Origin of the sequence: Granulicella cerasi (assembly GCF_025685575.1) — a bacterium.
GTDB classification, from domain to species: Bacteria; Acidobacteriota; Terriglobia; order Terriglobales; family Acidobacteriaceae; genus Granulicella; species Granulicella cerasi.
In genome coordinates, this window is the sequence record NZ_JAGSYD010000001.1 from 400,100 (window position 1) to 421,343 (window position 21,244).

A 21,244-nucleotide genomic window follows, 5' to 3' on the forward strand; every position below is an offset into this window, starting at 1 on the left:
TGCATCCAACAGGCATAGAGTTTCGTGTGTGAGGTGTCGTTTATGGCGATCAAGTGGGACAAATTGACGGTGAAGTCGCAGGAAGCGCTGCAGGGCGCGCAGGGTTTGGCCGGGGAGTATGGCAATCCTGAGGTGCTGCCCGTGCATCTGCTCGCGGCGTTGCTGGAGGACAAGGAAGGCGTCGTGCTGCCGGTGCTGGAGAAGATCGGCGTGGGCGCGCAGAAGCTGCTGGCCGAGGTCAATGCGGCGATCAACAAGCTGCCCAAGGTGCAGGGCGCGAGCGCGCAGCCCGGGATGGGGCAGGCGTTGACGAAGGTGCTCGACCAGGCGTTCAAGGAAGCGGACAACTTCAAGGATGAGTATGTCTCGACCGAGCATCTGCTGCTGGCGCTGAGCAGCGCCAAGGGCGAGCCTGTGCAGACGGCGCTGGCCGCGCAGGGCGCGACGCATGATGCGATTTTGAAGGCGCTGCAGGCGGTGCGCGGCTCGCAGCGCGTGACCGACCAGAACCCTGAGGGTAAGTTTCAGGCGTTGGCGAAGTATGCCAAGGACCTGACGGAACTCGCACGTCGCGGCAAGCTCGATCCGGTGATCGGGCGCGATGAGGAGATTCGTCGCGCGATCCAGGTGCTCTCGCGCCGCAGCAAAAACAATCCTGTGCTGATTGGTGAGCCCGGCGTGGGTAAGACGGCGATCGTTGAAGGCCTCGCGCGCCGCATCGTGCAGGGCGATGTGCCGGAGATTCTGCGCGACAAGCGCGTGATCTCACTGGACCTCGGCTCGATGCTCGCGGGTGCGAAGTTTCGCGGTGAGTTCGAAGACCGCCTGAAGGCCGTGCTGAAGGAGATTGAGGAGTCGAACGGCGAGATCATTCTCTTCATCGACGAGCTGCATACGCTGGTGGGCGCTGGCGCGGCGGAAGGTGCGATCGACGCGAGCAACATGCTGAAGCCCGCGTTGGCTCGTGGCGAGTTGCGAGCGATCGGCGCAACGACGCTGAATGAGTACCGCAAGTACATCGAGAAGGATGCTGCGCTGGAGCGCCGCTTCCAGATCGTCTACGTCGGCGAGCCGAACGTGGAGGACACGATTGCGATTCTGCGCGGTCTGCGCGAGCGCTACGAGACGCACCACAAGGTGCGGATCAAGGACTCGGCGATTGTCGCGGCGGCGGAGCTTTCGCATCGCTACATCAGCGACCGCTTCCTGCCGGATAAGGCGATCGATCTTGTGGACGAAGCTGCGGCTGCGTTGGCGATTCAAATCGGCTCGGTACCGGTAGAGATCGATGATCTTGACCGTCGAGCGGTGTCGCTGGAGATCGAGAAGAATGCGCTGAAGCGCGAGGACGATCCCAACTCGCGTGAGCGTTTGGTCGAGGTCGAACGCGAGCTTGCCGAGGTGAAAGAAGAGGCTGCGGGTCTCCGTGCTCGTTGGCAGAAAGAGCGCGGTGCGATCGGTGAGATCGCTGCTCTGAAGGAGAAGCTCGAGCAGTTGCGCTTCGAGGCCGAGCAGGCCACGCGTAAGGGCGATCTGCAGCGTGCAGCGGAGTTGCAGTACGGCGAGATTCCGCAGGCGGAGCGTGAGCTCGCAGAGTTGACGGCGGAGCAGGATGGCTTTGTCGCCGCAACCACCCAGGTCTCAGAAGCGAGAGCCGGGGCACCCGGTTCGTCGCCGAGTCGTTTGTTGAAGGAAGAGGTTGATGAGGAGGACATCGCGAAGATCGTCTCCAAGTGGACCGGCATTCCGGTGAACAAGATGCTCGAAGGCGAAGTGGAGAAGCTCACGAAGATGGAGCAGCGCCTGCGCGAGCGCGTCGTCGGGCAGGATGAAGCGTTGACCGTTGTGGCGAATGCGATTCGCCGCTCGCGTGCAGGCTTGAGCGACCCGAAGAAGCCGATGGGCTCGTTCATCTTCCTCGGCCCGACGGGCGTGGGTAAGACGGAGACCGCGCGTGCGCTGGCCGAGTTCATGTTCGATGACGAGAACGCGATGGTGCGCATCGACATGAGCGAGTACATGGAGAAGCATGCGGTGGCACGCTTGATTGGCGCGCCTCCGGGATATGTGGGCTTCGATGAAGGCGGGCAGTTAACCGAAGCGGTGCGCCGTCGGCCGTATGCGGTGGTGCTGTTCGACGAGATCGAGAAGGCGCATCCGGATGTGTTCAACGTGCTGCTGCAGGTGCTCGATGACGGTCGTCTGACGGACTCGAAGGGACGCACGGTGGACTTCAAGAACACGGTGCTCATCATGACGTCGAACATCGGCGCGCAGAATCTGACGAGCGCGTGGAGCGATGGTGAGGAGGGCTTTGAAGATGCGAAGGCGCGCGTGATCGATTCGTTGAAGCAGCACTTCCGGCCGGAGTTTCTGAACCGCGTGGACGATATTGTGGTCTTCCATCCGCTGGGTGAGTCGCAGTTGACGCACATCGTGGACCTTCGTCTGAACGATCTGCGCAAGCTGCTCGAAGCGCGCCGCATCACGCTCGACCTGACGGACGCAGCGCGTGAAGCGATCTTCAAGGCGGGCTACGACCGCGCGTATGGAGCTCGACCGCTGAAGCGGGCGATCCAGCGCCTGGTGCAGGACCCGCTGGCGATGAAGATCCTCGACGGCAGTGTGCTGCATGGTGATCGCGTGCAACTCGACGCGGACGCGACCGGCAAGTTGAGCTTCGAGGCGACTCGCGCCTAAGCGCAAGCATCTCGAGCCGTTGGAGGCAGGGCGAAGAGCTCTGCCTCTTTCTTTTTGCCGGGGGTTGGGTATCAAGGCCGCTATCGAGCGCGCTTCGAGGAAACGATACAATCTCGGCATCCTTGGATAGATCCAATAGAGCGCGCGAACATGCTCGCTGGGGGCCTTTTACGCCAATGCACTCCGCTCCAACTGAAACGCTCTGGCTGCGCCGTTTGCCGACACTTTATCTGTTGGTCGCACTCTTCGTGGGCGCAATGCTCTGCTGGATTACGCCCCCTCTGTACACGCCCGACGAGACCGCGCATGTAGAACGCGCTCTAGGGCTGTTGCAGGGCCATTGGATGTTGCAGCCCGCTGGCGCGGACACTGGCTCCAACGTGAACGACGGTGTGAATGAGGTGGGACGCGTTACGTCACAGGTGAATGGCGCGCTCGGTCTTCGATATGCCAAGGCGAGCCAGTTCCCTGACGGTCGCTTTCCTTTGTCGCGTCTCGCGGAGCAGAAGCGAGCCGCATGGAGCGCTACCGCGACCTATCAGCCGTATCAGAACACTGCGATCTATCCGCCCACGCTGTATCTGCCGCAGTTGGCGGGCTGGTTCCTTGGGCAACATCTCCATCTCTCCGTCGTCACTACTTTGCGGTTAGCGCGGCTGTGCAATGTGCTGCTCGCGGTCGGTCTGGGTTGGCTTGCGTTGACGTTGGCGAAGTGTTGGCGCCCGGTGCTTTTCTGTGTGCTTCTGCTGCCGACGGTGCTGAGTCTGAACGCGTCGTGCTCGCAGGACGCCTTGCTGCTTGTGTTGGCAACGTTGGCGATGAGTATCCTTTCGCGCGCTCTCGTCGCGCGGCGTCAACAGACCTTTGCAGAGCTGGCTGTGACGGTGATGCTGCTGTGCGCCTGCGCGGCAGCGCGCGTTCCTTACGTCATGCTGCTGCTGGCGCTGTGGCTGCCGGTGATGGAAGCCGAGACCGCATCACTTCGTGACTATCTGCGTCCTGTGTGGACGGCCGCGCCGTTCCTGCTGGCGATCGCTGTCTGGCAACATGCCACCCATCCCATCGGCCTCTTCCTCTGCACGCAAGGATGTGACGTCGCTGCACAGACAGCGCATCTGAAGTCGAACCCGGTGATGGGGCTTTTCTGGCTGGTGGTGGCGACGTTGAAGGACGCGCCGGGTCTCTTCGTGAAGGGCTTCGGTTTGATGGGCATCAACGACGTCTTCCTGCCCTCAGCGTTCTATCTGGTACTGATGGCGGGATGCGTGGTGATGCTGCTGGCTACGCCGTCGCCGGGGCTGCGCCGCAGAGCTTCGCGTCTGCTGGTTCTGTTCGCGGTGCTGGTGGCGGTCTTCGGCATCAGCCTGGCGCAGTATCTTGCGACTACGCCCGTGGGTTCGCACCTTTTGATCGGGGTTCAGTCGCGATACTATCTCCCGTTCCTGCCGTTCCTTTTCCTGTTGTGGAGAGGCCGAGGTCGCATTCTGGAATCTCCTATCGGTCGCGGTGTGGTGTGGGTATTCGGAGTAGGATTTTTAGTAGTCGTCCTGTCGACACCGTGGATCGCCGCGCACCGCTTCTACGCCACCGGTATTCTGGCAGCATTGAGATAGAGATCTCGCGAGCAGGTTCCGCGCACACGCGCTGCTTCTCGCATGGGAGTCGTTGTGAAGGTCGTAATCATTGGAGCGGGCCCTGCGGGTCTGACAGCGGCGTTGGAGTTTCAGCGCAAGCTCGGTGCGGAGGTCGTGATCCTCGAAGCATCGCAGGAAATCGGCGGCATCTCGCGCACCATCCGCTACAAAGGCAACCGCATGGACATCGGTGGTCACCGCTTCTTCTCGAAGTCGGACCGCGTGATGCAGTGGTGGATGGACCTGATGCCACCCGACGTGGACGCGACCGATGCTCCGACCGGCCTTTCGCAGGCAGTGGAGATTAGTTACCAGGGCAAGCAACGCAAGATCGAGGTGCCGGCGGCTTCGCCAGAGCATCCTCCGCTGCGCGGCATGGGTCCGCTGGTTGTGCCTGTCGACACCGACGAGAGCGACGTGCCGCTGGAGGCCACTGAGAGCCTCGTCATCGAGACACATGAGCCGGAATCGAGCGATCTGGTGATGCTCGTGCGTCCGCGCAAGAGCCGCATCTACTATCTGCGCAAGTTCTTCGATTACCCGATCAAGCTGACGGGCAACACGATCAAGAACCTTGGCCCGGCGCGCATGTCGAAGATCGGCATGAGCTACATCGCGTCGCGCGTGTCGCCGATCAAGAACGAGAAGAGCCTCGAAGACTTCCTCATCAATCGCTTCGGTCGCGAGCTGTACCTGACCTTCTTCAAGAGCTACACGGAGAAGGTATGGGGTGTACCGTGCGATCAGATCTCTGCGGAGTGGGGCGCGCAACGCATCAAGGGCCTCTCGCTGACGACCGCGCTGAAGCACTTCGTGAAGAAGGCGTTCACCGTCGAGAAGAGCGATAAGAACGATGTCGCGCAGAAGAAGACAGACACCTCGTTGATCGAGCGCTTCCTCTACCCGAAGTTCGGCCCGGGCCAGCTTTGGGAGCACGTCGCCGAGAAGATCGTCGCGAACGGTGGCACGATCGAAATGGGTTGGAAGGTGGTTCGTGTCATCGCCGAAGGTGGCCGCGTCACCGGCGTCGAAGCCACAAACGAAGCCGGTGAAACCCGCATCATTACAGGCGATCACTTCCTCTCCACGATGCCGATGCGCGAGTTGACGCACGCGCTTGAAGCTGGTGGCGCGAGCGTTCCTGCGAACGTGCGCGAGGTGAGCGATGGCCTGGAGTATCGCGACTTCGTCACGGTGGGCCTGCTGGTGAACAAGCTATCGGTGAAGGAGCCTGACGGCGGCCTTGGCGGGTCTTCCTTAATCAAAGACACGTGGATCTACATTCAAGAGCCGGACGTGACGATCGGTCGCCTGCAGGTCTTCAACAACTGGAGCCCGTACATGGTGAGCGATCCGTCGAAGGTCTGGTTGGGGCTGGAGTACTTCTGCTATGAGACCGATCCGCTATGGGCGATGCCGGATGAAGAGCTGAAGAAGTTCGCCGCGTCGGAGCTCGAGAAGATCGGCATCCTGAAGACGGCGGATGTGCTCGACGGGCATGTAGTGCGTGTGCCGAAGACGTATCCTGCGTACTTCGGTACGTACTCGCGTTTCGACGAGCTGCGCTCGTGGGTGGATGGTTTCGAGAACCTCTATCTTGTGGGCCGTAACGGCATGCACAAGTACAACAACCAGGACCACTCGATGCTGACGGCGATGGCCGTCGTCGATGGCATCGCCGCAAACGGTGTGGTGGACAAGCGCGCGGTGTGGGGCATCAACACCGAGCAGGAGTACCACGAAGAAAAAGACAAGCAGTAAGAGGAGCGCAGGATGAAGTGGATTTTCGGTTTGGTGGTTCTGTTGCTGGTGGTCTTCATCGTGGTGAAGCGTGATCAGATCTACGTGCGCGATCCGCTGTCGAAGGTAACGCATAACGGCATCGAGGAGAACGGCGCGCAGGTCTTCATCAACTTCAACAATGAAGTGCTGGTGGAGAATGACAATCCGCCGATGCACCTGATGCTGATTCAGCAGAACAACCACGTGGGCGTGCCGAAGCAGATCAACTGCATCCACTGGGTGGCGTGCATGGTCGATGCGCCGGTGGCGACGTTCTCGATGCCGCTGGATGTGAAGGTGCAGACGATGACGGAGAAGCAGGTGCTGTACACCGATGCCGATCGCACGGAGAGTGTGATCACGCTTCGATAACTCAGCGCTTCTGCGAAGTCTTTCCTTTGCGCCCTCTGCGTTCTGTTCTCTGTCGGCATCCTTACCGTGCTGGAGAAGACCAGAACGCAGAGGGCGCAGAGTTTTACGCAGAGAGCGCGGAGAGAAGCTCGGCAATCGTTATTTGCAACGTTGGATGCAGCAGAGTCGGCGCGATCTCGGCGAGCGGCTCCAGCACGAAGCGACGCTCGTGCATCGCAGGATGCGGGAGCGTGAGTTCTTCAGTGTTCATCACTTCCTCGCCGTAGAGCAGCAGGTCGAGATCGAGCGTGCGGGGGCCTTTGCTGATCGCGTTGGCGGAACGATCACGACCAAACTCACGTTCTATCGCGAGCAGACCACGCAGTAGCTCGAGGGGCGCGAGTTGCGTTTCCAGCAGTGCCGCAGCGTTCACGAAGTTCGGCTGATCGAGATAGCCGACAGGTGTCGTGACGTAGAGCGATGACGTCGCCTTCACCTCGCCCAGTGCGCTCAAACGCAGGAAGGCCGCGCGGATATTTTCTTCCGGCGAGCCGAAGGTGCCTTCGAGGTTGGAGCCAAGCGCGATCGCGGCGAGCATGGCTCTAGTGTATGTCGCGCTTCAATGCCTTGGCGTACCTTCGCGCTCTACGCGCCCTTTGCATCGAAGTCTTTTGCGTCGAAGTCTTTTGCATCTGTGCCTCGACTGAGGAAAGCCCTTGACGCAAAGAGCGCGAAGGTCGCCAGGGGACGCCACGGTATCGAGGCTACTTCTTCGGCGCGGGTGGAACCTTCTTGCCTTCCTTGCGCGCTTCATTCAACGCGATCGCAATGGCCTGCTTCGGGTTCGTGACCTTCTGGCCAGAACCGCTCTTCAGCTTGCCCTGCTTCATCTCGCGCATTTCGGTCTCGACCTTCTTGCCGGCCGCAGGACTGTATTTCCGCGTGGCCTTCTTCGGCGTAGCTTTTTTTGCTGTCGTCTTCTTCACCGCAGACTTCTTGCTGGTGGTCCTCTTCGATGCGGCCTTCTTGACGCTCTTCTTTGCAGCCTTTTTCGTTGCCATGGGTGAAGCCTCCAGCATTGTTGGAGTGCATGAGGCTGTAGCGACGTTGCATGGCCAGACGCACCTCAGCGGCTGAAGCCGCTCGCGATCACGTGTACTGACGGCACGACCGAAGTCGTGCCCTACCCGTTCGTGCTCGAGCGCTGACGATGGTGTCACCCCATCGCAACGGACGGGTGCCCCAGGTCTCGATTTTTGAGACCTGGGTTTTCAGAGAAATTGATCAAGGCCAGGCAGTATCGCTCTCCCACATCTCAAAAATCGAGATGTGGGGCACCCGGCTTATTGGCTGCGCCTGCGATACGCGAGCGCTAACGCCGCGCCGGCGAGCACAGCCGCGCCGGCGTAGATGGCCGCATAGTAGAGCCATCCATGTGTGCGGCGGAGTGTGCCTGCTTGCCACGCGTCATGCGTTGCGCGCAGGTCATCGGCGAGACCAGGGATCGTGATCTTCGCGAAGTCGTCCGTGGGCAGCGATCCGAAGATGCGCTCAGGCTCGGGCAGCGCGCCCGCGCGGTCCTTGGGGATCGCGGCCATCATCGCGTTTACCTCGGCATCGCGCGGATCGTCGAAGAGCGACGCGTCAGCGGTGTTCGGAAAGAGTGTGACCTTGCCGGTCATCTTGCGCTCGATGGCGGAGACGCCGTCCTGGCAGACACCGAGCGCGTAGTAGCCGCCGAAGGGCAGCGTGGGGCGCTTGGCGTGCTGGCGCATGAAGGCCACGGTGATGAGTCCAGCGAGGCGCGTGACCTCGACGGCTTGCTCGCCGGTGTAGGTGTGTGCGGCGCGCTTCAACACCCACGGTTGATCGAGCGTGTCCATGGTGCGCCATTCGCTTTTGCCGTCGATGCCGAAGTAGTAGCTGATGTCGGCGTTGATCTTCGGCCCGCGAATCTGCCATTCGTACTCCGCGTGCGAAACGGGGATGAGCAGCGGGCGATCGCGATGCAGGAGGCTGCCTGTATGCGGCACGGCGATCTGCGTGTTGATCCAGAATGGCATCATCACGTCCTGCCCGCGGAAATGAAAGTGGCCGAAGTTCGCGAAGTAGCGCGCGTCGATGACCGTAACGGTGTGCCCGCTCTGCTGCAGCGCGGTGATGAGTTGCTGCGGCGTCGTAGCGGAGTGTTCCTCAACGCTTGCGGAGAACGATCGCGCGTTGTCGTAGTCGTTCAACGCGAGGCGGTTCATTACATCGGCGAGTCGTTGCGACTCCGCATGTTCGGGCGCGAGGTCGTTCGCGCCATCGCCACGTGTGACGCCTGCGCCGAGTTCGCTCACGAGACCTTGCGTGCTGAAGGGCGGCAAGGTCGAAGGCTCATCGAGCGAGACATGATGGCCGCGCTCGAGCATGTAAGGCCCGAGGTCGATGAAGTTGCGTGTCTGCTCATCGCTCAGCGCTGGAGTGGGTGAACCGGGATGCGCGGCGCTCAGGCCTTCGAGCTTGTCGCTCTTGCCGGCGAAGTGCGAGACCACGCGCACGGTCGGGTTCACCTCGCTCATCGTCCAACCGGGAAAGCGATCGAGTCCGCCCCAGTCGCGGCCCAGGATGCGTTTGCGGAGTTCGTCGGCGAGCTTCGGCGTGAGGTACGCCGGGCCCTTCTTGCCGGTGTCGTTGATCTGCGCAACGAGTTGCTCCACGAGTTGCGGATGCTCGGCCGTGAGCTCGCGCATCATCTGCGAGAGCAGGATCGTGTTCGGCGGCATGGGCTTTTCGGGCGGTGTGTAAGGCATGGTGTGGCAACCGACGAGCAACAGCGTCGTGGCGAGCAGAACTTTGCGCATAGAGTAGTGCGATGCTATCAGGCTGCCTGCCGTTGTAGCCGCGCGCTACTGCGCGGGCATGTCAAAGAGATGAGCGACGTAGTCGGTGCTCTTCTGCGACCACTGCGTGCGCGCCACGATGCCGGCGAGGAAGACGAGCACGCCGCCTGTGAGCATCGCCCACCAGATGGAATGCGTGCTGCTGGCGAAGTCCTTGTGCTGCTGGTGTGCGATGGCGATGGTGGTGCCTGCGATGGCGACACCGAGCGCTGCGCCAACCTGTCTACCGGTAGAAGCGATGGCCGCGGCCACCCCCGCCTGAGAGAGTGGCATCCCCGCGACGGCGGTGTTGGAGATGGCGGGGTTCACCATGCCGAGCCCGGTGCCGAAGAGCGCGTAGGCAAGCAGCAGCAGCGGTAGCGGAAGCGCGTCCGAAAGCTGTGTGAGGATTGCCGTCGACGCGACGAATGCGGTGCCGGAGATCAGCATGGAGTACAGCGGGCCGCGTGCGGCAACAAGCTTGCCGGAGAGCGGCGCGGTGATCATCATCGCCACGGCGAGTGGCAGCGTGCAGAGGCCTGTATGCAGAGCGGAGTAGCCGCGTGCTTCCTGCAAATAGATCACATTGAGGAAGAGGAAGCCCGCGAAGGACGCGAAGGCGATGAGCGCGAGGAAGGTGGCGGTAGAGAACGGTACGCTGCGGAAGAAGCGCAGGTCGAGCAGCGGCTCTCGACGACGCGACTCATGCACCAGGAAGAAGACGAAGAGCGCGGCGGCGGCGGCGAGCATCGCGAGTGTGGAGGGCGCGCTCCAACCGGCGCGGGGGCTGTCGATGACGCCGTAGGTGAGCAGCGTGAGGAATGCGAGCACGAGCACCTGGCCGAGCGGATCGGGGCGACGGGCACGCGGTGCGCGCGACTCCGGCACGTACTTGATGGTGAGCAGAATCGCCGCAAGCGCGATGGGCAGGTTGACCCAGAAGATGGCGCGCCAACCGAAGCTCTGCGTCAGGAAGCCTCCGAGCAGCGGGCCTGCGGCGAGCGAGACACCGGCGACCGCGCCCCAGACGCCAACGGCGCGAGCGCGGTCTTTCGGCTGCGTGAAGACGTTCGCGATGATCGACAACGCGACCGGATTCATCATGCTGGCGCCGATGCCCTGCACCGCGCGGAAGGCGATGAGCGTGTGGATGTTCGGCGCGAGGCTGCAGAGCAGCGAACCGACGGCAAAGGTGGTCATGCCGATCTGGAAGACGCGTCGACGACCGAATCGGTCAGACATCGAACCGCAGAGCATCAGCAGGCTGGCGACGACGAGTGTGTAGGCGTCGATGATCCACTGCAGCTGCGCGACGGTGGCGTGTAGCTCGCGCTGCATGACGGGCAGCGCCACGTTGACGATCGTGACGTCCATGCCGGTGAGCAGCAGGCTCATGCAACAGATGGAGAGAATGATGCTCGGATGGATTTCGCGCGAAGCAGAGGCAGAAGGCAAGAGGAAGAGGTCTCCGGAATAGTGGTTCTCCTCTGTAGACGCATGCTCGCAGGTGGAAGATTCTTCGTGAGTTCCGATAGGTGCCGCATCGGGAACGATGATGTCAGTGCAAGCTCCAGAAAAAATTTTTCACGAAGCGAAAGACGGCGATGCTGAAGCCTGCATCTTACTGAGGACGTGTGTGGGGTCGCTTCCAACTTATGGCCGATGCCCACGCGAAAGTAATTGGGATCCCAGAACGACAGGAGATCAACGACATGAAGTTCAATAAGGTTTTGACTGCGAGTGCGCTGCTGTTCACGATGGCGCTGAGCGCCGCGCCGATGGCAACCGCGCAACGTTATGACGACCACCACGATGATCATCGTGGCCCCGGTGGCCCCCCTCCGGGACGCCCGGGCGGTCCGCCTCCGGGTTACGTGCGCCACGATAACTGGCGCCGCGGCTATCGTCTTCCGCCGAACGACTGGCGCCGTGGTCAACGCGTGGATTATCGCGCCTACCACCTCGCCCCTCCGCCCCGCGGTTATGAGTGGCGCCAGGTGGACGGCAACTACGTGATGGCAGCTGTCGCAACGGGCATCATCGCGAGCACGATCATCGCAGCTTCGCGCTAAACACGTAAGCAGCAACAGAAAGCGGCAGAGCTAAGGCTCTGCCGCTTTTCGTTTGTGTCCTGTTGTGCGCTACGCGTCGAGCTTCTTGATGACGAGTTCGTTCAGCAGAGCCGGGTTTGCCTGGCCCTTCGAGGCCCGCATCACCTGGCCGACGAAGAAGGCGCTCACTGTGCGTTTGCCGCCCTTGAACTGCGCGACCTGCGCGGGGTTTGCGGCGATCACTTCGTCGATCATCGCTTCGATCGCCGAGGTGTCGGAGATCTGCTGCGGCTTGTCGCGCTCGTAGATCGCGCTGAAGTCCTTGCCCTCGGTGAAGCAGGTGTCGAGCAACTGCTTGAGCTGCTTGGAGCTAATCTCGCCGGCTTCGGTCAGGTCGGCGGCGAGCACGAGGCCGTTGAGCGAAACCGGCGATTGGCCGAGTTCAATCTCCGCCGCGCGCAGACGCATCGTGATCTCGCTGAGCAGGATCGACGCGACGCGCTTCGGGCTCTTTGCGAGCTTGGCAGCCTGTTGGAAGAAGTCGCCGAGTTCGCGATCGGTGGTGAGCGTCGCCGCGTCCTGCGCGTTCAGGCCGTACTCGCTGGTGAGGCGAGCGCGACGCGCTTCCGGCAGCTCGGGCAGGTTCGAGAGGATGTTCTTCAGCCACTCTTCGCCGACGATGAGCGCAGGCAGATCGGGCTCAGGGAAGTAGCGGTAGTCGTGCGCTTCTTCCTTCGAACGCATCGAGTACGTGCGGCCTTCGGCGGAGTTCCAGAGGCGCGACTCCTGCACCACGCGGCCACCTTCTTCGATCACTGAAATCTGGCGCTCGATTTCGTACTCGACAGCCGAGCGGATGTAACGGAAGGAGTTCACGTTCTTCACTTCGGCCTTGGTGCCGTAGGCGGCGGTGCCGCGCGCTTCCCAGTCGGACTTCAGCATCACGGAGACGTTCGCGTCGCAACGCAGCGAACCCTCTTCCATGTTGCAGTCGGAAACGCCGGTGTAGAGCAGGATTTCCTTCAGCTTGGTCAGGTACTCGAAGACCTCATCGGCCGAGCGCAGGTCCGGCTCGGAGACGATCTCGATGAGCGGGGTGCCCGCGCGGTTGAGGTCGATGTAGGTGCGGCGCACGGAGTCGGCAAAGCCGTCGTGGATGCTCTTGCCCGCATCATCTTCCATGTGGATACGCGTGATGCCGATCTTCTTCGGCTGGCCGTCGGGCCCGGTCACCATCAGGTGGCCGTGCTCGGAGAGCGGCTTGTCGAACTGCGAGATCTGGTAGCCCTTGGGCGAGTCCGGGTAGAAGTAGTTCTTGCGCGCGAAGACGCTGCGCTCGTTGATCGTGCAGTTCACCGCCTTGGAGGCGAGCACGGCGAACTCCACGGCCTGGCGGTTCAGCACCGGCAGCGCGCCCGGCAGGCCGAGGCAGGTGGGGCAGGTGTGCGTGTTCGGTTCGCCGCCGTACTCGTTCTTGCAGCCGCAGAAGGCCTTGGTCTTCGTGAGGAGCTGGCAGTGGACTTCGAGGCCGATGACGGCCTGGTACTTGGCGAGAACTTCGGGCGAAAGACCGGTAGCGGTGGACATCACGCTCATTTTAGCAATGGCCTCCGCTGCTTGCCTCAAGACATATGCTGCTTCAGGTCGCGGCTGTCATGCAGCACGCGCAGCACGATGACCGCCTCGTCCGTCACTTGGAAGAGCAGAAGGTCCCGGGGACGCTTCACCCGTTCTCCAGAGACGTGGTCGCGGCTGAAACGAAGGTGATAGCTGTGAACGCCATCGAGGATTTCAGGGCGCGCTGTCGAGCCCGGGCGAAAGGCGTCCATGCTCAGATCGAAAAGTGCCTGTGCGAGGAGGTGCTCGTATATTTCCGCCGCGGATTCACCAAACTCGGCCTCACTCCAGGCCATGACTTCGAGAAGATCGACGTCGGCCCTCGCGGTCAACTCAAGCTTGCGAGCGGAGTTCTTAGCCACGTGCCTTCAGCTGTCGCAGATGGTCTCTGATCTCATCCTCACCGGCGAGCGTGACGAACTCACCGCGCGCATGCGAGTCCAGACCCTCCTGCACCGCGCCGCGCAGCCATGCGATCTTCGCCTGGTCCTCGCGGTCTCGCTGCTCCAGTAAGCGCAGGCCCTCACGAATGACCTCACTCGCGTTGCTGTAGCGCCCGGTCTGGATGCCGTCGGCAACGAACTCGTCGAAATGCTCGGTCAGAAACACATTACGGGTCGGCATGAGCACTCCTTCGTCAGTAGAGTAATCCGCTATGGCAGCTAATGCCATAAAAACCGTTAACGAGAACGAGGACTAATTTGGTGCGAATTTCGCCCGCAAGCCTTGCGAGGGAAGTTCGGGGTTGCTACTCTCGATATAGGACTCATTTAGTCCATGATTGCCTCGGTCGTTGCGCGCCGCTGGCGGGCTGGTAAGGGAGCGCTCTTCCTGCTGGACCCTAACTCCACCTGTGTCGCGAGTTATCGCTCGCCCAACCCCGCGCTGGAGCGCGAGAGACCTTCGCCCTCAGGAGGCAGAAGGCCCCGCTTCGAGCGTTGTTGAAGAGACCTACTTCCATGTTCAATCGCTTTCAAGCCTCCCAGGTCGGCGCGCTCGCTGCGGCCCTCCTGCTTGCTTCGCCGGTCTTCGCTGCCACACCTGCCGCGCCTGCGGCCGAGCTTCCCTGCCAGGTGCAGGAGGCCGGTTCCGCCACGACCTCGACCGTTCTCATCACCGACAACACCGGCGCTGCGATCCCGCGCGCCTCGGTGACGGTGCGCTGCGGCGCGTACACCGTCTCGGTGGTCGCGGATGCCTCCGGCGCGGCCACGCTGCGCACCAAGCCCGGGCAATATAACGTCAGCATCTCGGCGGCGGGCTTCACGACACTGAACCAGCCGTTGAATCTCCCCGCGACGAACGCGAAGCTCGCGTTGAACGTCGGCTCCTCGACGGACATGGTGAATGTGACGGCGGACGCGACCTTTGTGCCCTACTCCACCAACACCGGCTCGAAGACGGACACGCCGATCGCCGAGATGCCGGTGACGATCAACATGGTTTCGCAGCATGAGCTTGAGGTGCGCAACCCCTCCACGCTGAACGAGGCGCTGCACTACACGCCCGGCATGCAGACCGACGAGTACGGCACGGAGCCGCGCTTTGACTGGATGAAGATTCGCGGCTTCACGGCGGACGCCGTCGGCGTCTTCCGCGACAACATGCGCTGGAACTCGCTGGCCGGCAAGATGGACCCGTATGAGATCGAGACGATCGAAGTGGTGAAGGGACCATCGAGCGTGCTCTACGGTCAGGCGCCTCCGGGCGGTCTGGTGAACTTCACGACCAAGCGTCCGGCGACGGAAACGCGTCGTGAGATTCAGGCGCAGTTCGGCGCGTATGACCGCCGCCAGATTGCGATCGACCTCACCGGCCCGTTTGCGAAGGCAAACCCGCATCTCTTCTATCGCCTCGAAGGCTTGATCCGCAACAGCGGCACGCAGACGAACTACACGCCGGACAATCGCCGCTTGATTGCGCCGTCGCTGACGTGGCGCCCGAGCGATCGCACGAACGTGACGCTCTTCGGCGACTACCAGCATGACCGCACGGCGTGGTCGCAGTTTCTGCCTGCGGTGGGCACGCTGTATCCGAACGCGAACGGCGGCTTTCTGCCGGTGAGCACCTTCCTCGGCGAGCCCGGTTGGGAGTACGTGAAGCGCGATCAGGCTTCGGCCGGATACTTCGCCGATCATCTCTTCGAGAATGGCATCGACCTGCACCAGAACTATCGCTTCCAGCACATGAACGTGGCGGCGCGCACGGTATATGGCATTGGCTTCGACGGCACGAGCACCACGAACGTCGCCCGTTATGCCTACACCTATCCGCAGTCGAACGACATCCACACGATGGACACGCGCGCCATCAAGCGCATCACCACGAAGAACTGGCAGCACACCTTCCTCGCGGGCTATGACTATGGTTGGCTGGGTACGAAGGTCAACTCCAGCTACGGACAGGCGAGCGACATTAACGCGTATAACCCGGTGTACGGCGCTCCGGGAGCGATCCCGTCAAACCTTGCGGTGCTCTCGAACTACTGGCTGCTCGGCCAGCAGCATGGCGGGTATCTGCAGGACCAGGTGAAGTTCCGCGAGCGTTTGATCATCACGCTCGGCGGTCGCGAAGACTGGGCGCTGACGGACTACACCTCGTACCCGACGGCGTACACGACGACCAAGAGCTACGAGCATCAGAACGACTCGAAGTTCACTGGCCGCGCAGGCGTGATGTACCTCACCAGCTTTGGCCTGAGCCCGTACTACAGCTACTCCACCTCCTTCCAGCCGACCACGCAGAGCGGCACCGACGTCAACGGCAAGCTCTTCAAGCCGCAGACCGGCAACCAGCATGAGGCTGGTGTGAAATTCCAGCCGAAGAGCTGGTCGAGCTATGCGACCTTCAGCTTCTTCAACATTCTGCAGAACAATGTGCTCGCTACAGACCCGACCAATCCGCTCTACAACACGCAGATTGGACAGGCGCGTTCACGTGGCATTGAGCTCGAAGCGGTTGGCGCGGTGGGTCATGGCCTGAACGTTCACGCGGGCTACTCTGTGGTGGCAACGAACGTGACGCAGACCTCTTCGCTCACGCCGACGTACCTGAACAAGTGGCTGCCTCAGGTGCCGAAGAACAGCGTCTCAGCGCTGGCGGATTACGCGCGCCCGAACGGTCGCTTCAAGGGCCTCGGCGGCAACTTCGGCGTGCGCTTTACTGGCGCATCGTACGGTGATGCGGCGAACACGATTCGCATCCCGAACTTCACACTGATGGATGCTTCGCTGCGGTATCGTTGGCGTTGGATGGACCTGCAGGTGAACGCGACGAACATTGCGAATACGCGCTATGTCGCGACCTGCTCGGGCCTCGCGTACTGCGCCTACGGCTCGGCACGTAATGTCATCGGTCAGGCGAAGTACCACTTCTAACGATGCTCGCAACGGCCATTCATCATCCACGAAAGCTGTGGCTGCGCAGGGCGCTCTTCCAGGTTCATCTCTGGCTGGGCGTCCTGCTGTCGTTGTACGTCGCGGCGATCGGCTTGAGCGGATCGCTGCTGGTGTTTCAGGATGAGATTCGCCGCGCTTCGCTGCCTGCGGTCGTCGAGCAGGCGGGGGTGCCGTTCGCCACCGCCGATCAGGTGATGGCCGCGACGCATGCAAAGTTTCCCGGCCAGACGGTCAGTTTCCTCACGCTGCCCTCGCCCGCGGATCCGCACTGGTTCGTGTACGTCACCGATGCCGTGGGCAAGACGCAGATGCTGCCTGCCGATCCGTACACCGGCGCGCCGCAACCGCTGCCGCACAGGCTCTTCATCGACTGGGTGCAGGATTTTCACGTCTATCTGCTGATGGGTCAGACGGGCTTCACGATCAACTGCTGCGCGGGCATTGGCCTGCTGCTGCTCGCGATCACCGGGCTGTTTCTCTGGTGGCCCGGCGTGCGCGTGTGGATGCGTGGCCTGCGCATCTCGCTGCGCCACGGCTGGAAGCGCATCAACTACGACGCGCACAACGCCATCGGCATTTGGACGCTACTGATCGTGTCGTGGTGGGGCATCACGGCGGTGTACTTCCTCGCTCCGCAGGGCGTGATGAAGGTGGTGAACGCGGTGTCGCCGCTGCACGGCATGCAGCCGCCGGTAGCCGCGAAGGCACCGCCGACGAGCGCCACAGCGCTGGCTCCATTGAACGGCATCGTCGCGCAGGCGCAGCGGCTTTCCCCGGGCCACGTTGCCGGCATCTCGCCTGCGGCCAAGCCTGGCGCGGCGGTGACGATTTATGTGGACACCCGCCAGCACGGCGACTTCTCCCATCGCGACATCGACACCTTCGACGGCGTAAGCGGCACGCTGCTCTCGCAGTGGCACTACGGCCAGAACAAGACGCTCGGCGACTGGTTCCTGTGGCTGATGTATCCGCTGCACTTCGGCACGCTGTGGGGACTGGGCGTGAGGGTACTGTGGGCGGCGCTTGGGTTGAGCCTGCCGGTGCTGAGCATCACCGGCGTCCTGATGTACTGGAACCGCTGGCTGGGCAAGCGCTGGCGTGCGCTGCGCGCGTAGGCATCGTTCTTTCTCTCGGAGAGTCACAAACGCCGGGTGCCCCACTTCTCGATTTTTGAGATGTGGGAGAGCGAGAATCTCGACTCGGCATTTTCCGATCTCCGCCTACTTCACTGGAAACCCATGTCTCCAAAAGTGGAGACATAGGGCACCCGTTCGTACAGGCTGATATCCTAGAAATTCGCGGGCTCCAGCGCCGCGGCCTTCCTCATGGACCCAAAGTTTATTCGCAATTTCGCCATCATCGCGCACATCGATCATGGCAAGTCGACCCTCTCTGACCGCCTGCTGGAAATTACCGGCTCGCTGACGCAGCGCGAGATGCAGGCGCAGGTGCTCGACGCCATGGACCTCGAGCGCGAGCGTGGCATCACCATCAAGGCGCACACCGTGCGCATGATGTACAAGGCCTCCGACGGCCATAACTATCAGCTGAACCTCATCGATACCCCCGGCCATGTGGACTTCAGCTACGAAGTCTCGCGCTCGCTCGCTTCGTGCGAAGGCGCGCTGCTGGTGGTGGACGCCTCGCAGGGTGTGGAAGCGCAGACGCTTGCAAACGCGTACCTCGCCATCTCGAACGGGCTTGAGATCATTCCGGTCATCAACAAGATCGACCTGCCCAGCGCGGACATTCCGCGCACCAAGGAGATGATCGAGAAGTCCGTGGGCCTGCCTGCGGATGATGCCGTCGCCGTCTCCGCGAAGACGGGCCTCAACGTTGCAGACATTCTCGAAGCGGTCGTGCATCTTGTGCCGCAGCCGAAGGGCGACCCCTCTGCCCCGCTGCAGGCGCTCATCTTCGACTCTTGGTTTGACCCGTATAAGGGCGTCATCATTCTCGCGCGCATCATCAACGGCACGCTGAAGAAGGGCGACAAGATCAAGCTGCTCTCGAACGGTCGCGAGTTCCTGATCGACAGCATGGGCGTGATGACGCCGAAGCCGCTCGAGCTCAAGGAGCTCTCGGCGGGCGAAGTCGGCTTCCTCGTCGCGACGATCAAGAATGTTGCCGACACCAAGGTCGGCGATACGATCACGCATGTAGATCGCCCCTGCAACGATGCTCTGCCGGGCTTTGAAGACATCAAGTCGATGGTCTTCGCGGGTCTCTACACGGTGGACTCGCACGAGCATGGCATGTTGCGCGATGCACTCGAGAAGCTGCGCCTCAATGACTCGTCGTTCAACTTCGAACCGGAGTCCTCGGTGGCTCTGGGCTTTGGCTTCCGCTGCGGCTTTCTTGGCCTGCTGCATCTTGAAATCATTCAGGAGCGCCTGGAGCGCGAGTACAACCTCGACCTCATCACGACCGCACCGGGTGTGCAGTACCAGGTGAAGCTCACCGACGGCCGCGAGATCATCGTGGAGAACCCGTCGCGCTGGCCGGACCCGAGCGAGATTGAAGAGATTCAAGAGCCGATCATCGAGGCGAAGATCCTCACGAACGAAGAGTATGTCGGCAACATTCTGAAGCTCGTCGAAAACAAGCGCGGCGTGCAGAAGAACATCGAGTACGTCAGCGAGACGCGCGTGATGCTCACCTATGAGCTGCCGTTGAACGAGATCGTGCTCGACTTCTACGATCGCCTGAAGTCGGTGTCACGCGGCTACGCGTCGCTCGACTATCACCTCGCTGGCACGTGGATTTCGCCGATGGTGAAGATGGATATCCTCATCGGCGGCGACCCGGTCGATGCGTTGTCGCTGATCGTTCACCGCGATGCAGCGTACGACCGCGGCAAGGTGCTCGTCGAGAAGATGCGCGAGCTGATCCCACGCCAGATGTTTGAAGTGGCAATCCAGGCGGCGATCGGCTCAAAGATCATCGCGCGTTCGACGGTGTCGGCGATCCGCAAGAACGTGATCGCCAAGTGTTACGGTGGCGACATCTCGCGTAAGCGCAAGCTGCTCGACAAGCAGAAGGAAGGCAAGAAGCGCATGAAGCGCATCGGCAAGGTCGACATCCCGCAGGAAGCCTTCCTTGCGGTACTGAAGGTCGGCGAAGAGTAAGTTTCAGGTGGCCCGTTCGTGACGAATCTCTTGTCAGGAGCGGGCCTCGCCGCAGGTGGCTACTCGAGCGCTTCGTTCACATCGCGTACGAGGTTGCGCGCGTAGGAGCGGCGATTCAGCAGCGCCACCATGGCATCGCGCGCGGTGGTCTTGCCGGCGTCATCGTGTGCGTCGGCGCAATTGTCCCACTCGGTCCAGAGCGCGCGTAGCTTCTCTTCAAGATCCTTCAACATCTTCGTGAAGCGCTCGCGGGCGCCTTCGAGATCGGCACGCACCTGCGGATCGTCCTCGCCCATCTTCTTGTTCATGCGCATCTCTTCGAGCTGCATGTTCAGCTCGAACGCCTCTTCCAGCAAGTCTGGTGGAGCTACCTGCTTCTTCGCGGTGCCTGAGGCCTTTGCGGCGTCGGTCGCCGCGCGCGACTGCTCTTCCATCTGCACACCTTCGAGCGAAAGCAGATACTCCGTGCGAGCGACGGGGTCCTTCAGCGTGCGGTACGCATCGTTCAGGCGCGAGCTCGCGACGAGCGCGGCCTCTTGCTCTTCCGCAGGCTTTGCGGCGAAGCGGTCCGGATGCAGGCGGCGCGACTGCGCGTAGAAGGTCTTCTCCAACGCCTGCAGATCGATGTTCAAGTGGCGCGGCAGATCAAAGAGCGAAAAATAGTCAGGCGAATTCGTCACTTCAAAAGACTCCTAGAACTCCTAGACTACTCGGGACCGCCGGAAGATGCGTATCGTAAAGAGTGAAGGAGTACGTGCATTTCGATGAGGATTCTGGTTGTAGGCGCCGGAGCGACCGGTGGATACTATGGCGGCCGGCTCGCGCTGGCTGGGCGCGATGTCACCTTTCTCGTACGCGGCAAGCGCGCCGATCTGCTGCGCGACAAGGGCCTCGTGATTCGCACACCGGGCGGCGATGAAACGCTCGCAGCACCGCAACTGATCGCGGCCGATACGCTTGCCAGCGCCAAGCCCTTTGACCTGATTCTGCTCTCCGTGAAGGCTTATGGCTTTGAGAGCGCGGTGAACGACCTCGCGCCCGCCGTCGGCGACAACACGCTCATCCTCCCACTGCTGAACGGCATGCAGCACCTCGACAAACTCTCTGCGCGCTTCGGTGCTGAGAAGGTGCTCGGCGGCTTCTGTCGCATCGTCGGCGACATCGCGCCGGATGGCGCTGTGTGGCAGATGACGCCGCTGAACGAGCTCGCTTACGGCACGCTCAGCGAAGCGCAGCAGGCGCGCATCGCCGCGGTAGACGCCACGCTGAAGAATGCGGGCTTCGTCGCCACACTCTCGCCGGAGATTCTGCGCGATATGTGGGGCAAGTGGATTCTGCTCGCTTCGCTGAATGCCATCAACATCCTCACGCGCGGGGCCATTGGCACCGTGCAAGCGCTCGACGAGTTCGACGGCGTGGGTACGCGGCTGGAAAACCGTGTCATGGATGAGGTCTTCGCGACTTGTGCCGCGTACGACATGATGCCCGAGGAGAAGACAATCGCGATGATTCGCGAGCGCCTTACCGAGAAGGATTCGACGCTTGAAAGCTCGATGTATCGCGACTTTACGCGCGGTTACTCGGTGGAATGCGATCAGATTCTCGGCGATCTTGTGCGTCGTGCGCGTTTGCGTGCGATCGATGTTCCACTTGTCGAGGCCGCATTCGTGCAGTTGCGACTTTATGAACGGGCGCGCGCGTAAACGAGCGCACCGCTCC

Annotated in this window: 17 protein-coding genes; 9 read left to right on the forward strand and 8 right to left on the reverse strand. The window is 61.8% G+C overall.

Features of this window, described 5'->3' with window-relative positions; translation table 11 throughout:
• Positions 1-42 precede the first annotated feature (42 nt).
• The 4 genes from clpB to OHL11_RS01615 all read left to right on the forward strand — a co-directional run bounded on the left by clpB (position 43) and on the right by OHL11_RS01615 (position 6,488).
• Positions 43-2,700, forward strand: a complete 2,658-nt coding sequence (clpB, locus tag OHL11_RS01600) for an ATP-dependent chaperone ClpB (protein ID WP_263369722.1) — start codon at positions 43-45, stop codon at positions 2,698-2,700.
• Between the two features lie 215 nt (positions 2,701-2,915).
• The gene (locus tag OHL11_RS01605; RefSeq protein WP_263369723.1) at positions 2,916-4,313 is read left to right on the forward strand and encodes a DUF2142 domain-containing protein; all 1,398 of its coding nucleotides are present in this window, start codon (positions 2,916-2,918) and stop codon (positions 4,311-4,313) included.
• A gap of 42 nt (positions 4,314-4,355) precedes the next feature.
• On the forward strand, positions 4,356-6,095 hold the full coding sequence (locus OHL11_RS01610; protein ID WP_263369724.1) for an NAD(P)/FAD-dependent oxidoreductase: 1,740 nt from the start codon (positions 4,356-4,358) through the stop codon (positions 6,093-6,095).
• 12 nt (positions 6,096-6,107) lie between these two features.
• A complete protein-coding gene (locus tag OHL11_RS01615) occupies positions 6,108-6,488 on the forward strand; it encodes a hypothetical protein (protein WP_263369725.1) in 381 nt (126 codons plus the stop codon).
• 103 nt (positions 6,489-6,591) lie between these two features.
• On the opposite strand, the gene folK is transcribed toward OHL11_RS01615, so the two are convergent.
• The 4 genes from folK to OHL11_RS01635 all read right to left on the reverse strand — a co-directional run bounded on the left by folK (position 6,592) and on the right by OHL11_RS01635 (position 10,786).
• The gene (gene folK / locus OHL11_RS01620) at positions 6,592-7,065 is read right to left on the reverse strand and encodes a 2-amino-4-hydroxy-6-hydroxymethyldihydropteridine diphosphokinase (protein ID WP_263369726.1); all 474 of its coding nucleotides are present in this window, start codon (positions 7,063-7,065) and stop codon (positions 6,592-6,594) included.
• Between the two features lie 166 nt (positions 7,066-7,231).
• Entirely contained in the window at positions 7,232-7,528 is a 297-nt protein-coding gene (locus tag OHL11_RS01625) for a DUF6496 domain-containing protein (RefSeq protein WP_263369727.1), read from the reverse strand.
• A 282-nt stretch (positions 7,529-7,810) separates the two neighbouring features.
• Entirely contained in the window at positions 7,811-9,313 is a 1,503-nt protein-coding gene (locus OHL11_RS01630; RefSeq protein WP_263369728.1) for a hypothetical protein, read from the reverse strand.
• A gap of 45 nt (positions 9,314-9,358) precedes the next feature.
• On the reverse strand, positions 9,359-10,786 hold the full coding sequence (locus OHL11_RS01635; RefSeq protein ID WP_263369729.1) for an MFS transporter: 1,428 nt from the start codon (positions 10,784-10,786) through the stop codon (positions 9,359-9,361).
• A gap of 257 nt (positions 10,787-11,043) precedes the next feature.
• Here OHL11_RS01635 and OHL11_RS01640 point away from each other — a divergent pair, with 257 nt between their 5' ends.
• Complete coding sequence (locus OHL11_RS01640) at positions 11,044-11,403, forward strand: RcnB family protein (protein WP_263369730.1); 360 nt, start codon at positions 11,044-11,046, stop codon at positions 11,401-11,403.
• Positions 11,404-11,472: 69 nt separating this feature from the next.
• On the opposite strand, the gene gatB is transcribed toward OHL11_RS01640, so the two are convergent.
• From gatB to OHL11_RS01655, 3 genes are read right to left on the reverse strand one after another with little or no spacing between them, the layout of a single operon-like run.
• On the reverse strand, positions 11,473-12,969 hold the full coding sequence (gene gatB / locus OHL11_RS01645; protein ID WP_263369731.1) for an Asp-tRNA(Asn)/Glu-tRNA(Gln) amidotransferase subunit GatB: 1,497 nt from the start codon (positions 12,967-12,969) through the stop codon (positions 11,473-11,475).
• A gap of 35 nt (positions 12,970-13,004) precedes the next feature.
• Entirely contained in the window at positions 13,005-13,361 is a 357-nt protein-coding gene (locus tag OHL11_RS01650) for a type II toxin-antitoxin system RelE/ParE family toxin (RefSeq protein WP_263369732.1), read from the reverse strand.
• Positions 13,354-13,623 carry a type II toxin-antitoxin system ParD family antitoxin gene (locus OHL11_RS01655; protein ID WP_263369733.1) on the reverse strand — a complete coding sequence of 90 codons (270 nt, stop codon included), beginning with the start codon at positions 13,621-13,623 and terminating at the stop codon, positions 13,354-13,356. Before OHL11_RS01655 ends, OHL11_RS01650 begins: the two co-directional genes overlap by 8 nt.
• Positions 13,624-13,958: 335 nt before the next feature.
• Between OHL11_RS01655 and OHL11_RS01660 the strand changes: the two genes are divergently transcribed.
• The 3 genes from OHL11_RS01660 to lepA all read left to right on the forward strand — a co-directional run bounded on the left by OHL11_RS01660 (position 13,959) and on the right by lepA (position 19,525).
• On the forward strand, positions 13,959-16,376 hold the full coding sequence (locus OHL11_RS01660; RefSeq protein ID WP_263369734.1) for a TonB-dependent siderophore receptor: 2,418 nt from the start codon (positions 13,959-13,961) through the stop codon (positions 16,374-16,376).
• 2 nt (positions 16,377-16,378) lie between these two features.
• The gene (locus OHL11_RS01665; protein ID WP_263369735.1) at positions 16,379-17,512 is read left to right on the forward strand and encodes a PepSY-associated TM helix domain-containing protein; all 1,134 of its coding nucleotides are present in this window, start codon (positions 16,379-16,381) and stop codon (positions 17,510-17,512) included.
• Positions 17,513-17,722: 210 nt separating this feature from the next.
• A complete protein-coding gene (gene lepA / locus OHL11_RS01670) occupies positions 17,723-19,525 on the forward strand; it encodes a translation elongation factor 4 (protein ID WP_263369736.1) in 1,803 nt (600 codons plus the stop codon).
• 59 nt (positions 19,526-19,584) lie between these two features.
• Here the strand turns inward: lepA and hscB are convergent, their stop codons facing one another.
• Positions 19,585-20,205, reverse strand: a complete 621-nt coding sequence (gene hscB, locus OHL11_RS01675) for a Fe-S protein assembly co-chaperone HscB (protein ID WP_263369737.1) — start codon at positions 20,203-20,205, stop codon at positions 19,585-19,587.
• Between the two features lie 84 nt (positions 20,206-20,289).
• Here hscB and OHL11_RS01680 point away from each other — a divergent pair, with 84 nt between their 5' ends.
• Positions 20,290-21,228 (forward strand): ketopantoate reductase family protein, encoded by a 939-nt coding sequence (locus tag OHL11_RS01680; protein WP_263369738.1) that lies wholly within the window; start codon positions 20,290-20,292, stop codon positions 21,226-21,228.
• Positions 21,229-21,244 lie beyond the last annotated feature (16 nt).

Bases quoted from the DNA above. Each gene is read 5' to 3' on its own strand.
- clpB (WP_263369722.1), top strand. From the start codon at position 43: ATGGCGATCAAGTGGGACAAATTGACGGTGAAGTCGCAGGAAGCGCTG.
- OHL11_RS01610 (WP_263369724.1), top strand. From the start codon at position 4,356: ATGGGAGTCGTTGTGAAGGTCGTAATCATTGGAGCGGGCCCTGCGGGT.
- OHL11_RS01615 (WP_263369725.1), top strand. From the start codon at position 6,108: ATGAAGTGGATTTTCGGTTTGGTGGTTCTGTTGCTGGTGGTCTTCATC.
- folK (WP_263369726.1), bottom strand. From the start codon at position 7,065: ATGCTCGCCGCGATCGCGCTTGGCTCCAACCTCGAAGGCACCTTCGGC.
- OHL11_RS01625 (WP_263369727.1), bottom strand. From the start codon at position 7,528: ATGGCAACGAAAAAGGCTGCAAAGAAGAGCGTCAAGAAGGCCGCATCG.
- OHL11_RS01630 (WP_263369728.1), bottom strand. From the start codon at position 9,313: ATGCGCAAAGTTCTGCTCGCCACGACGCTGTTGCTCGTCGGTTGCCAC.
- OHL11_RS01640 (WP_263369730.1), top strand. From the start codon at position 11,044: ATGAAGTTCAATAAGGTTTTGACTGCGAGTGCGCTGCTGTTCACGATG.
- gatB (WP_263369731.1), bottom strand. From the start codon at position 12,969: ATGTCCACCGCTACCGGTCTTTCGCCCGAAGTTCTCGCCAAGTACCAG.
- OHL11_RS01655 (WP_263369733.1), bottom strand. From the start codon at position 13,623: ATGCCGACCCGTAATGTGTTTCTGACCGAGCATTTCGACGAGTTCGTT.
- OHL11_RS01660 (WP_263369734.1), top strand. From the start codon at position 13,959: ATGTTCAATCGCTTTCAAGCCTCCCAGGTCGGCGCGCTCGCTGCGGCC.
- OHL11_RS01665 (WP_263369735.1), top strand. From the start codon at position 16,379: ATGCTCGCAACGGCCATTCATCATCCACGAAAGCTGTGGCTGCGCAGG.
- lepA (WP_263369736.1), top strand. From the start codon at position 17,723: ATGGACCCAAAGTTTATTCGCAATTTCGCCATCATCGCGCACATCGAT.
- OHL11_RS01680 (WP_263369738.1), top strand. From the start codon at position 20,290: ATGAGGATTCTGGTTGTAGGCGCCGGAGCGACCGGTGGATACTATGGC.